The sequence below is a fragment of the Candidatus Babeliales bacterium genome (genome assembly GCA_016929235.1).
GTDB lineage: Bacteria > Babelota > Babeliae > Babelales > JABCYS01 > JAFGJD01.
In genome coordinates this window covers 90352-104121 of sequence record JAFGJD010000005.1, presented here as the reverse complement: position 1 = coordinate 104121, position 13770 = coordinate 90352, and the positions used below count along the sequence as shown (strand labels likewise).

At 41.9% G+C, this 13770-nt stretch carries 12 protein-coding genes; 6 read left to right on the top strand and 6 right to left on the bottom strand.

The window, feature by feature from the left end:
* Window positions 1-11: 11 nt before the first annotated feature.
* The 3 genes from JW872_02570 to JW872_02560 are packed head-to-tail and all read right to left on the bottom strand — an operon-like array spanning window position 12 to window position 2191.
* Window positions 12-647: an SPOR domain-containing protein gene (locus JW872_02570; protein ID MBN1549521.1), complete on the bottom strand. Its 636-nt coding sequence runs from the start codon at window positions 645-647 to the stop codon at window positions 12-14.
* Complete coding sequence (gene miaA / locus JW872_02565; protein ID MBN1549520.1) at window positions 644-1597, bottom strand: tRNA (adenosine(37)-N6)-dimethylallyltransferase MiaA; 954 nt, start codon at window positions 1595-1597, stop codon at window positions 644-646. The genes JW872_02570 and miaA overlap by 4 nt, the downstream gene beginning before the upstream one ends.
* Before the next feature lie 6 nt (window positions 1598-1603).
* A complete protein-coding gene (locus tag JW872_02560; GenBank protein MBN1549519.1) occupies window positions 1604-2191 on the bottom strand; it encodes a hypothetical protein in 588 nt (195 codons plus the stop codon).
* Window positions 2192-2353: 162 nt separating this feature from the next.
* On the opposite strand from JW872_02560, the gene JW872_02555 reads away from it, so the two are divergent.
* From JW872_02555 to JW872_02535, 5 genes are all read left to right on the top strand, one after another.
* Window positions 2354-3637: a hypothetical protein gene (locus tag JW872_02555; protein MBN1549518.1), complete on the top strand. Its 1284-nt coding sequence runs from the start codon at window positions 2354-2356 to the stop codon at window positions 3635-3637.
* Between the two features lie 144 nt (window positions 3638-3781).
* Entirely contained in the window at window positions 3782-5230 is a 1449-nt protein-coding gene (locus tag JW872_02550; GenBank protein ID MBN1549517.1) for a hypothetical protein, read from the top strand.
* Between the two features lie 106 nt (window positions 5231-5336).
* Entirely contained in the window at window positions 5337-6200 is an 864-nt protein-coding gene (locus JW872_02545; GenBank protein ID MBN1549516.1) for a pentapeptide repeat-containing protein, read from the top strand.
* 166 nt (window positions 6201-6366) lie between these two features.
* Window positions 6367-7461, top strand: coding sequence for a pentapeptide repeat-containing protein (locus JW872_02540; GenBank protein MBN1549515.1), 1095 nt, complete (start codon window positions 6367-6369; stop codon window positions 7459-7461).
* Between the two features lie 67 nt (window positions 7462-7528).
* Complete coding sequence (locus JW872_02535; protein ID MBN1549514.1) at window positions 7529-8017, top strand: hypothetical protein; 489 nt, start codon at window positions 7529-7531, stop codon at window positions 8015-8017.
* Window positions 8018-8247: 230 nt separating this feature from the next.
* Here the strand turns inward: JW872_02535 and JW872_02530 are convergent, their stop codons facing one another.
* From JW872_02530 to JW872_02520, 3 genes are all read right to left on the bottom strand, one after another.
* On the bottom strand, window positions 8248-8664 hold the full coding sequence (locus JW872_02530) for a hypothetical protein (GenBank protein MBN1549513.1): 417 nt from the start codon (window positions 8662-8664) through the stop codon (window positions 8248-8250).
* Window positions 8665-8868: 204 nt separating this feature from the next.
* Window positions 8869-9534: an ankyrin repeat domain-containing protein gene (locus JW872_02525; protein ID MBN1549512.1), complete on the bottom strand. Its 666-nt coding sequence runs from the start codon at window positions 9532-9534 to the stop codon at window positions 8869-8871.
* Window positions 9535-10044: 510 nt separating this feature from the next.
* Complete coding sequence (locus JW872_02520; GenBank protein MBN1549511.1) at window positions 10045-10491, bottom strand: hypothetical protein; 447 nt, start codon at window positions 10489-10491, stop codon at window positions 10045-10047.
* 1303 nt (window positions 10492-11794) lie between these two features.
* On the opposite strand from JW872_02520, the gene dnaK reads away from it, so the two are divergent.
* Window positions 11795-13705 (top strand): molecular chaperone DnaK, encoded by a 1911-nt coding sequence (gene dnaK / locus JW872_02515; GenBank protein MBN1549510.1) that lies wholly within the window; start codon window positions 11795-11797, stop codon window positions 13703-13705.
* The last annotated feature ends 65 nt before the right edge of the window (window positions 13706-13770 follow it).

Here is a 13770-nt window from a genome sequence, read left to right as displayed (position 1 = left end):
GTTACGGTTCCCTAACAGCGCTTAATTACGCGCACATCGTGCAACCGCTCATGTGTTTTGATTTCATTAATCGTCGCTTCTAATGAATCTTTTGTGAGATAGTCAGGCGTAATCACCTGGTACCATGCAATTGTTTTTCCCTTTGCAGTCTTACTTACACGACGAGATACTTCAGTAAGGATACCTTGGGATTGTAATTTTCGCACTAATTTTTCTGCCGCTTTTTGCGTTCCAAATCCAGCAAGCTGTGCATAAAAACGACCGGCCTGTTCCGGTGCGGTCGTGACTGGCTCGACTTTATTTTTTATTCCATCACAAGCAGTAGTCTCATTCTGCGCTTGTACCACCTCTGCTGCCACCTCGTCACGAACCGCATCAGGCCCATTACTTTCATAATCACGTTGGTCATAAGCTGCACACATCGAGTAGTATACTTGATCTGCAAACGAATCCCGCTCAATGGAATTCAAAAGCTGATCAATTGCTGTGCGTTGTCCCCAGAAATACCCACCTAAGAATACACAACAACTTGTTAATAAAAACAAGGCCACAATGCGACTCAAATATTTTGGATGAATCACAACACCATGCTTCTCTTGAGACGATTGCTGCGTTGAATCAGTAGGGCCTTTTTTTAAAATATTCATTTCTTTTTAGTTACTTGCTTTCCTAGAATTTGTGATATCTGCCTTATATATAGAGGAACGTCGGTCAAAGTCAAGTTGACTCGAGCAACCGTTCCGTACCCTTCAGGACAGGATATAAGAGCGCTGTTCAACTTCCGCTCAAACATTCGCAAGAACGTCAGCTGGCGCTTTGCATACTGACGTGTTTTTGTCTGAATAGTCGTGATTAATTCCTCACGTCTCAACTCACCACGTAAGTAATGAATAATATCATCATATCCAATCAATTTTTTCTTTATTAAGAATGCTTCCCATGCAGTGCCCATCAATGCCTTAACCTCATCGATCCAGCCCGCATCGATCATCTGTTCCACGCGTAAATTAATTCGCTTATTGAGATCATCCCTCTCACGTTCAACAATAACCATGGCAAACGAAGCAAGCGGATCAAACTCCGGCTTCACACGGGACGGCATTTGTCCAGAACCATGCCAGATAGCCAATGCCCTTTCCACACGATAACGATCTTGAGGTTGTATTTCCGCTGCGCGCTGTGGGTCTATTTCACGCAATATATTCCACAACTGCTGTTGAGAATAGTCAGCATAGTCTTGCGGAAGTTCATGCGAGCTTGCAAGTGGTGGAAAGAAAAGTGATTGTAGATAGAAAGCCGAGCCCCCCACAAGAAGTGGCAGCTTCTTACGTTTCCAGATCTCTGAAATCTTTTGGAGCACCGCTTGTCGATATTCCCAGACTGTAAGATCAACCGGCTTTGTGAGATAATCAAACAAGTGATGTTCTTGTGCAGCACGTTTCCAGTCCGGTTTAGCTGTACCAATGGTTAACGGCTCATAAAACTGTCCCACATCCGCATTGATAATCTCAGCCCGCATCTCACAAGCAATATCGAGAGCGCAATCACTTTTACCGCTCCCGGTAGGTCCTGTAATAATTCCAATCTGTTGCTCCATATACTGCTACTCTGATACGTGCTGCGCCTGCTTGTTTGCAAAGCCTTGGCTAATCATGGAACGAAGGAGCTCAATTGCTCGTTCCTCATTAACTCGTTCAATCAATGCGATTTCTTCAACAAGCAGATGCTCAGTTTGGTGAAGTAAATTTTTCTCGCCAAATGACAACTCTTTTTGCTGCGCAATATTTTTTAAATCACGATAAATCTCTGACAAATCGTTCAGATCACCTTTTCTGATTTTTGTCTGGTATTCTTTATTTCGTTTATTCCAATTGCTTGCCGTAAGTTCGTACGGAGATATTTTGCGAGCAGGGCGCGCAAGTGCTTCAAACACCATATGAACACGCTCTGAAGAACTCAGAGGGCGAATACCAACAGACGGCAAATTATGTAGGGGAACTAAGACTGTCATGTCCTTATTCAGGAATTTAAGCTCATAAAATTTGATACTACATTGACCTATACTTTTCTCAAGAATGTTAGTTATCTCCGCAACCCCATGGCCAGGATAGACAACTCGATCATGTATTGAGTAGGTTGTTGTTGCAGCTTTGAAGCGAGGAACGGTCACAGGCGATGGATTATCGGTCATAGATGACTCCTTTTATTTCATTGGAATACATCTCACCGAAAAACTTATCCACACACAAACCACAGTATACTGTAAAAAAGTTTTTCTTCTAATTTTTCATCTTTATCTTTTCTCATGTATCTTTTCTGTACTGCATCTCTTAATAAAATACAAGGTTGTATCATGAATCATTGGTATGAAAAATTTCAATATGCTTTTGTATGGAGCTCAGTAGAGGCCATTGGATATCAATTGATCTTGTTGTGCCATGAATGGTTTTTATCACTCTATGTATCGGGAGATTTTTATGGTTATATCGGAACAATTCTTGCCATTATATTTCTCGCAACCAACGTTTTTAATTTCGGCCTATATCAGTCATGGCAACCATTTTTTGTTGAGGCAACTCGCAGCAAAGAGACATTTAGACAGGTCATTCTGCGACAACTTTGCATTAACATAGCGCTTCTCGCAACACTCCCACCATTATTCTTCATGTTGTTAGGCTCTCATTATTCTCGACTTTTAGATATTCTTGCAATCTCCAATGATCGAATGTGGGTCTTGAATATTATGTGGCTCCTCATTATGACTGAAGGAATGAAACGTACAATCAGACATCTTTTATATGTACCATTCAAAAACAAGCCACTTGCATTTATTGAAATTGGAACATTAATTCTCTATTGCTCAATCGTATGGACCAGTTACGGTATAGTCGGAAGTCTTTCATTCACACAGATTCTCGTTCCATTCGCAATCCTTTCAATCCTATCACTTGGAGTACTCTGTATCTTAACAAAGCAATATTATGATACACTTCCATCACACGGCACACTCAAGGAACCTATTTTCGCACGTATACTTTTTCATCGTATATCATGCACCTTCTACCAAATTTTATCGCAACTCTCTTCAAGCAATCTCTGGATACCCTTATTTGCAAGTATTTTCGACATACAGCGAGCAGGGATATTAACGCTAGTCAGCCACGGTTCGTATTCGCTCAGTAGAATTATTCAGAAACTATTTGGTACTACTAGTGGAGCAGCCTTTGCCCATATTCGGTATCATGGCCCTCTTCAAAAACAACGTCTCTTCCATAAAATCAATCGTGTACTTTATATCACGTTAGGTGGCATTATCATCATGTTCGCAGCAACCTACCCGTACATGCGTTCTCATTTTGATGTCCCTTCAACAACATGGATTCCTCTGAGCATCTTCCTCATAGTCCACTTTACTGAGAATATTCTTGTAACATATCGCGAATTTTTCTTCGTAGAAGAGAGAGCTCACATCTTTACCGCCTATACCACACTTGGAACACTTGTACTTTTCAGTGTCTTGCCGTGGCTATGGAGCTTTTCTCCGCTACACGCTCTGGTCGGAACCCTCGCTATACGTGCAGGAACTCTTGGCATGATTAGCCTCTACGCATACCGCATGTGGAAACTTCGACTATGAGCACCAATATTATCCGAAGCATCATTTATGAACACACCCATTGAACCCTCTCCTAGATATTTCACGCCAACTTTACGTAATCACAAAAAAATTGAGTTTTGCGAAAAATTATACGCAAGAGGCGTTATATGACAACAATAGGACGTGGTGACTTTAAAATCATTTTGGGGTACTGTTGGAACATATTTAGATGATAGGCTTGTTATGGATCAAGATGCATTAGCGGCAAAATTTTCAGCAGCAATTAACTGGAATGCCTCTCTTTATTTGTTCTACAAAGTCGCTATGACATTACTCACTCTCCTATTTTTTAGGCATCTTTCTACCCATGATTTCGCACTGTGGAGTAATACGTCATCTATTACTTTTCTTGCTCTCTTGTGGATCGATTCGGGTTTGAAAAAATCTATCCCACGCTTTGCGCTCTATTTCTCTGCTTCACCCACTAAGTTTAACACCTTTTTGGTTAGGATCATCACATATCAATCGATTATTCTACTAGGCTTTACACCCATTTTCTATTATGGACTTCGACAATTTTTTTTGATCCTTGGTCTTTCTGCGTCGACATGGATTATTGGTATTGCCACTCATCTATTCGTTACCGAAGGGCTTATTTCTCTGTTTCGACTTATTTATCATGCGTATTTTTGGAATCGTTTTTTTAACCTTCTCATAACCGCTTCCCTACTATGCGAGATGTTCCTTGATGCCGTAGCACTTCTAACACCTCACACAAGCTCAGATCTGGTCTATCTCATTCTCTTCAACAAGATGCTCTGTAATGCTGGAGTCATCTTCGGAAGCATATGCATCCTTCCATTTTTAAAGCGCACTGTAATTGAATTCCATGCGCCAACAAAAAATCTTTGGAAATCTTTTGCCAAACATTCAATACTCCTATGGGGAACTACGAGTCTTAAAAGTTTATCCGAGCGCAATTTTCTCATTCCGCTCTTAACCTATATTATCGGACCACAGATTGCCAACATTTTCAAACTCGCCAATGATGGAGCTCTTCTTTTTCAACGAACGATGCTCAAGACACTCGGTACCGCTGATACCTCTCTACTTGCTCATGCAGATCATCTACCACGAAAACAGGCAGAGGCGTTCTCTTTATTGTATCGAACAACCATTTCACTCTGCAGTATTTTACTTGGAATTTTAATCTTCCTTTCTCAAACACATCTGCTTGGTATCATTCTTAAAAGCTTTACGCATATTCAAAAAGACCCACTTATTTTCACTCTATTTGTCATACTGATTACTGGTTACTTTCTAGAGTTTCTCCTTTTACCATATGAGCGATTCTTAGAAGTAAAACAACGATACAGGCTTTTATTGCAGGCATATGGCATTTACACCGTAGGACTTATTGTCTTTTTGCTTTTGTTGCGACGGGTTCACTTTCTGCCATTGATCGCATTCTTACATAGTGTAAAGCTGATTACCTTAGGAGTCATGGTATATTTCGTACGCAAGTCATACACTATACCCCACAATATCGGCTATGGAATCAGTTGGATCGCATCAAGCACAGCATGCGCCCTCGTTCTCTCATTTATTGTCAACGCCTTACTGCATCATTAACCAGAAAAATAGCCAATCAAGTGTTGATTTACCTATAATGGGTATGTTAGGGTTAATATGGATGCGGAGAAAATTGTATCGTTTTATCAAAAGAGGAGATAGATGTATGAAACGATTGTTGATTGCAATGTCAATCATGGGCCTGGCATATGCAGATATGGAAGATTATAAAAATATGTCATTTGCAGGAAGAGATTTTTCTAAACAAAAGCTAACCAACGCTAATTTTGCAAACTCAGACCTTACAGAGGCTAAATTTTGTGGTGCAGAGCTAGCCGGAGCGATTTTTGATGGCGCAGATCTCTCAAGAGCAGATTTTTCTCCTGCAGGCGTTTTCGGATTTAGAACATTTACAAATCTAGAGGGTGCGTCCTTTAATAATGCCACACTTACAGAAGCTAATTTTAAGAACGCTAAAATGCAGAATGCTAATTTTGGAAGAATTACTCTTCAAGAAGGCACAACTTTTGAAAATGCCGACTTAACTCGCGCAGATCTAAGCAATGTTAATCTCTCCAGATCAGACTTGTGGCCAGTAATTTTTAAAAACGCGATATTAAAAGACGCTAAACTTCCATCCAATGTATCTCCAGAAGAACTAACTCGCTCTGGTGGTGATGAACAAGCAGAACCAAGCGTTCAAGGACCAGACACAGTGTATGGCAAAGACTGGACTGAACAAGAAAAAGAATCAACGTTTGTTGATGGCAACTATAAAGGCACGAAGTTTAAGCCTCGCAATAATAGAAGCTTCTACGGCGTTTGGTTTAATGGTGCCGACCTAACAGGAGCAAAGTTCTTTACTGGTGCTCGTATCTCCAATGCAAGTTTTAATAATGCTAACATTGAGGAAACTGACTTTAGTCAACTCAAGAGAAGCGATCTTTACCACACTGATTTTAGATCTGCAAAAAACAAAGACAAGGCTATATGGCCTCCAGCATCAGAACTTGTAGACGCTTGGAGATAAAAGCTTCTTCTATTTTTCACAATTTTCGAGACCGATCACTCTGTGATTGGTCTCCTCTTTTTTATTGATTTTCTATCCAGCCATTCAGTAGAGTGATGCTGTAGTGTTTCTGAGTATCGTGAACAATTATCATCACAATACTCTTATAATAGGGAGGGTGTTTCTTATGGTTTCGTTTATATCAATTGTTCTATATAGCATTATATGTGCAAGCAGCGCTTATGCAGCGCCCTCATATGATCGCCAGAATTTGAGTGGAAGGTCATATTGTGGTCAAGATCTGAGTAACTCAACATTCAAGCGAGCAAATCTTACCGATGCAGACTTTTCGCCGTATATTCCATGGTTCTTTGGAAATCCTCAGCCAACAAAACTTGTGGGTTGCAACTTCACTGAAGCACGACTTATTAGGACAAACCTGGGGGGCGCTGACTTGAGTAAGGCGATCCTAGATAAGGCAGTCCTCAGACGCAGCGACTGTACAGGTTCCACCTTCGTACGAGCATCGCTCAAAGAAGCAGATTTCACGAGGGCGCACTGTCGACATACAAACTTCGGTCGAACCATAGCACACAAAGCCAATTTTTCCCAAGCCATGTTAAATGGTGCATCATTTTACAAAGCAGATCTCACGGAAGCGGTTTTTTCAGAGGAAACATCACTCGTTGGAGCGGATTTACGAGGCGCTAACCTAACTGGCGCTCATATCCCAACGTCACTTCTAGAGCAAGCTCTTATTGATGACACTACAATACTTGAAAACCTTATGGCAGATAACATTACACCTGATGAGAAAATAACAGCTGATGAAACAGTAGCTGACCAGCTAGAGACATACGAAAAACTCGTCATCGCAGAGCAACCACTTCCTGAAACTACGATCATGCTCGATGGCCCCAAAGAGGTCTATGGTCATCCCGGAACGGAGTGGAACGAAGAGCTGTACCAAAGCACTAATTTTCGAGGGACAACCTTCAAGGCCGGCAATGGGATCTATGGTTTTTATGGAGCAAAATTTATAGGATCAGACTTATCATATGCAATATTTGAAGATGTAGTACTTGCTAATGCCACATTCCAGAATGCCAATCTCGAAGGAACAGACTTCACAGAAGTAACCACAGGACATTTGTACCATACCGATTTTAGATACGCTCGCAATTTAGACAAGGCTCTTCTGCCTCCACCAGAAGCATTGGCAGAAGCATGGATTGCCGAAGAATATCGGCCAACAAATACAAGTGCCAACGAAGAAGTATAGAGTTTTTCCCTACAGCCTTATATAACAATAGGATTATCATCTGTAACTATGTTTAGGAGATGTTCTGATGATCAAAAGTTATATTTTACGTTTGGCGACTATTTTATTCGGCCTTCAATACATGGGCTTTGAAGGTCTTATATATGTGGCATGGACGACTGGCCTGCTCTTCATCATAGCACTATTACTGTTTTCTTTTATTATACAATCAATATTCCTTGGACATGAAATTGCTCGGTCTATTGCGAAAAAAGAACTTTTTTGGGGTACCATTTTCATTATTGCTGACTACATCTTCTTACGAGCAGGCAATATTTTCTCATGGCTAATTGGATCGGGATTCATTATACGATGGCAACATGAAGCCCTAAGGGCAGTACTAGGAAAATATCAAAAAAGTGCGGGAACTTTGTACATACTTGCATGTATATCATTCATATTTATCGTAGCAATCAAAAGCTTTATAGACTATATCATTTCAAAGAAACAACTCACATTTTGGGAACTTATCAAGACAAACGCTCTCGCCCTGCTATCGGTATCGCTTTTCATCTAAAACAAGAAATAATCATGATTATAAAAAATGCAGACTCCAACAATTTCAATACGTCATTAAAAATTAGGGGAGAATACAAATACAACCATATTCTCCCCTAATTTTTAGTTTTAGTGATTTTTAATTGATGATATTAGCAAACTAGAAAACATCGCATCTAGGGCCGAAGATATTTTCTAACTTTTGAAATGTAGTTTTTAGAAACGACCATATCGTAATCATTGGATATGTTAATCTCTTTCACCAAGTATAGCTAATGTCGAGCGCCTCCACCCAGTCCGTAAAAGAGTATCCCGTTCTTGATGAGCATCTTGTGTACGTAACACTTTCTCTAGAAGGACTCGGCCTCTCTCATCGAGACCAATGTCTTTGGCAACTCTATACAATGGAACACCCTGATACACACGGTACACACCATGTCGTAGAACTCTCTCCAAGCGTTGATAGTCTGGATCCGCGTGTGTACGAACACATCTTTTTATCATTCCTATGATCAACGGAATTCCTAGTGCGTCAACCCTATACGCTTCATCACGTGATGCAACCCTTTCTATCGCTCTATCAAGAGCTGCTTCGTCTGCCAACTCCCATTGCAAAGCATGACAAACACCACTGATCGCTATCACCCAAACGATCATTCTTTTCATAGTAACCTCCATATAGTACGGTCTTTATTAAAAATATACTCTTAGTTCAATACCTAATACAAACATTTACCTCATCACTAATATCACCCTTTCAACCAGACGATCCAACTGGAAACAACTCTGTATCATGAAGGCATTCATTAGCGACAATTTTCAGGCGAATCATTATTTAACGACAATGAATCTGAATCTACTACTCATACTCTACCTACACCAACCAAGTGCGCAGAACAAGCTATGAACCGATCCTTCACCCTCTAAAGCTACACTCCCACTTTCTTGGAGGGCTGGTTTCTTTCCTGCCCTATCGATAGCTTCTCTATCAGCTCCTGCATCTAATAATAATCTGACAACTTCAGAGTCATATGTATATAGCGATGCCCGATGCAATGGTGTATGACCCGACCGATTTCGAGCATCTACTCGAGCCCCAGCCCCCAACAATATTTGTACAACAGTATAATGATTATTGAACGCTGCTTTATGCAATGGAGTATCCCCAAATCTATCCACTGCATGCACATCAGCTCCGGCCGATATTAATTTAACCGCGATCGCAGCCGATCCCCCGCTTGCGGCAAGATGCAACGGAGTTTGATCATACTGATTCGGTAAATTTGTGTTAGCGCCTTTCAGCAACAATTGACATACCGCAGTCAGCTCACAATACTTTGCTGCATATTGCAAAGCCGTCCAACCACTGTACGGCAATACATAGTTCACATCAGCTCCTCGAGCCAACTCCCCGCTCACCAATGCCCAATTGCCATCCTGAGCAGCTAAGCACAAACGTCGCCCATCTTCAGCAAATATATTTATGCAACTAAACACACTCATCAGAGCGGCTAAAAGCACACATAACTGTTTCATGAAAAACCCCCACACCCTACGATCAAGTAAGACACCCAGTATCAAGTATTAGATTGGTCTTCAGAGCTCTACCCACCGATCTATTCTTATCCCCTATGGCAGCTACAGATCATGCCTCAGGCTCTCTTAAGAACTCACCACTTCGGAGAATCTTTCTTTCAGCTCATCAGGTAGCGTCTTTGGATCGAAGATCTTTAACATACAAGCTTTTTTCAGATTCATCATAACCATCCAAACGGTATCCCACAGGGAAAAGCAAGCTTGATATTATTATCATAATCTTCTTTTTCACAGTATCAAGTCATCAAAACAGCGTTTCATGGGGACAAGCAAGCTTGATGAGATTATTAGCATTATCTTCTTTGGAAGCAATAATGTATTTGAGATGAGGGGTGACACAACCATGGCGTCTTCCAGTGTGTCCATCTATAAGATAGACCCTGGCTACGCGTATGCTGCGCCCGATTTCAACTCATAGAACCCGGGAGACCTCTTTTGAGCAGAAGGAAACTAGATAATCCCTAGTCTGATCAGCAACCTTACAAACGGCGATTCCAATATTCTTGTAGCTTCCACAATAGCCGCATTTTCTGCAACTCTAGCTTGAAACACGGCTTGCATATTACCGGCTGCACGCGCCATAATTAACTGTTGGCGTGCCATGTCCAGCTGTTGCCCCACGCGATCAATTCTATCACCAAGCCTTCGAGTTTTGAAAGCAGCGTACCATAAGAGTGCGGCAACGGATAAACCACCGCCAGTTGCCAACAATAACCACGGGACATGCTTCTCCAGGGCTGCCTTATCATTCTTTTGGTCTGATTGAACGGCTACCTGAGAAGTCTCTGTTACTAGAGATTGGTCAGCATACGAAACGCCTATGCTAAGGCGTCCTATGATAATAAGGGTTACAAGCAGACTTCCTGCGATAGCAAGACTGGAGATTCTGGCATTCATAAGGCAATCCTCTACAACTCAACCATACCTAGTAACATGATAACAGTACTTGTTTTGATCCGAGAAAGTCAACGGAAATAACCCACTCTGTCAACCAAAAGTCCATTGAGAGAGAATGGGGGCTACACATTCTGACGAAACATCATATGGCACGAATAATCACCAACGATGTCTTGGTCAGGAGTTCACTATAACATATCTTATTTATGCGCTGACGAACGAACTGAGGGGTGCATCTCAAAGACCTACTCGCACAACCCCTATTCTACGGAAATATAGTAAAGAAAGACCAGGATGGCCACAACAACTGGCGCCACACAAGGTGATATGCGTGTATTATGATAATGATCCTCACAACGAAAACCACAGTAGCAATCGTAGCGTAGCTTTTTGCATGAGCATTTCATATGTCCGGTTGCACCTCCAGATTCCACCTGGCCGATGTAGAGAGGCTGCCCGATTTTCCCCTTTATGGAGGGTTTTGATTTTCTGCTCCATAACAAAAGTAAGGGATATAAAAGGAAGGGTAACGTTCGATTGGTTCTGTGGGCATACGCGGGAATGCGGGCAGGCGCGAAGTGTGTGTAGAGAGATAGGAGGAGGTGAAGGCTCAATAAGCATGTTCTATCATAAGGTCCGTAGAAAATCTTATACATAATGATTCCTTATAATTCCTTATAATTCCTTATAATTTCTTTTATTCACATTATGCACAGTCGGGGGGTGTTTGATCAGGGCATAGAAAACGGAGCCGAGCACCACCGCCCTGTTACCCCACGAGCTATCAGCTCGCGCCCTCATCCATTCCCCCCAGTGCGTAGCCTCGTAGCTCGAGCCCTCAGGCACGAGCTCGCCAAGCTTTCCCAAGACCCGTGCCCCCTCGTTACCCAACCCCTCCGTCTCGAACTTTCGCCCACCCCCATGTCATCATCGAAGGCCCGGGCCCACCAGCCGGGGCGTGCGGGGGCGGAGTGGAGGTAAGAAAGACTTAAAGGGGGAGCCCCTGGCATTATCAGACGGACTCGAAGAAAGATATAAACAAAAGAACTCGAGACTCATCTTAGCCAAACAGAATCCAGGCTTTACATCGATTTAATTCAGGGCATACTATTTTGGCCACAGATAGCCCCTCCCAAAGACTAGCCTCAACTAAAGCATGAGATAATCTACATTACTAGACTAAGAAAATTTCAAGACCTCATTGACATTTTCTTCCAGAACAGTTAAAAATCTATAGAGAATTTTAAAAGTTAGCCGGGTATATGATCCCGGCCTTATATAACACTAAAAAAAGGGACTTATTATGGCAAAGATAATTGGTATCGACCTCGGTACGACCAACTCAGTCGTGTCATTCATGGAAGGTTCTAATGCAAAAGTCATTCCAAATAAAGAAGGTAGCAATACAACTCCATCTATCGTCGCATTTACAAAGGACGGAAAGCGTCTCGTAGGTACACTAGCCAAGCGACAATCAGTAACTAATCCTGAAAACACTATCTTTTCAGCAAAACGATTCATCGGACATCAATATGAAGAAGTCGCTGGTGATGCTGACCATATTCCTTACAAGATTACTAAGCGCCCTAACGGCGATATCGCTATTGTCGCACAAGGCAAAGAGTATACACCTCAAGAAATCTCTGCAGCTATCTTGAGCCAATTGAAGCAAGTCGCTGAGGAGTATCTTGGTGAAAAAGTAACTGAAGCAGTCATTACTGTTCCTGCATACTTTAACGACTCACAGCGTCAAGCAACTAAAGATGCTGGTAAAATTGCTGGCCTTGAAGTTAAGCGAATAATCAATGAACCAACCGCCGCAGCCCTTGCATACGGCATGGATAAAAAGAAAGACGCGACTATTGCTGTCTTTGACTTTGGTGGTGGTACGTTTGATATCTCTATTCTTGAAATCAGTGATGGTGTTATTGAAGTAAAATCTACCAACGGTGATACCCACCTTGGTGGTGACGACGTTGATCAACGCTTGATTGCATACCTTGTTGAAGAATTCAAGAAGGAACAAGGGTTTGATCTTAAGAACGATAAGATGGCATTGCAACGGTTAAGGGAAGCTGCTGAAAAAGCAAAGATTGAACTTTCAACATTGCATGAAACTGAAATTAATCTTCCATACATTACCGCTGATGCAACCGGACCAAAGCACTTGAACGTAAAAATCTCACGCGCAAAGCTTGAGTCATTGTGTTCAGATATTTTTGATCGTTTGCTTGAACCATGCAAAAAGGCGATGAAGGATGCTGGTCTATCGCGAGATCAGATCAACGAAGTCATTTTGGTTGGTGGTTCAACTCGTATGCCAAAAGTACAAGAGTTGGTAAAGTCATACTTCGGTAAAGAATGTAACAAGTCAGTAAATCCTGATGAAGTAGTTTCTCTTGGAGCAGGCATCCAGGGTGGTGTTTTGGCTGGTGATGTTAAAGATGTTCTCTTGCTTGATGTTACACCATTATCATTGGGCATTGAAACCCTTGGCGGTATAGCAACTAAGTTAATTGAACGTAATACCACGATTCCAACAAAGAAATCACAAGTGTTCTCAACTGCAGAAGATAATCAAACTGCTGTTGATATCCGTGTGGTGCAAGGGGAACGTGAATTTGCACGTGACAATAAGATGCTTGGACAGTTCCGTCTGGATGGTATTCCAAACGCTCCGCGTGGTGTTCCACAAATCGAAGTAACATTTGATATTGATGCTAATGGTATCGTACACGTATCTGCAAAAGACAAGGGTACGGGCAAAGAACAACGCATTACCATTACCAGCAATAGTGGATTATCTAAGGAAGAAATCGAAAAGATGGTCCAAGACGCCAAGGCGAACGAAGAAGTAGATCGTAAGGCACGTGAAACTGTTGAAAAGCGTAATCAGCTTGACAGCACAATCGTGAATGTCGAAAAGACACTTCGTGAAAATAAAGAGAAACTTGCTGAAGGCGATATTAAAGATGTTGAAGCTGCAGTTGAAACTGCAAAGGCTGCATTGAAAGACCACGCCGACAACAAGGATGAGCTGGAAAAGGCAACGGAAGTACTGTTAAAGTCTTCACAAAAGATTGCTGAACAACTCTACAAACAACAGCAAGAAGCACAAGCTCAACAACCTGGTCCTGACGCCCAACAAGCAAACGGATCAGCACAGCATCAACACTCCGACCAAGGACCAATCGATGCTGAAATAAATGAGTAAGTACGCAACCAGGTACTGAAAAAAAGAGCCGCGGTGTAAAAGCTGCGGCTCTTTTTTATTCAAAA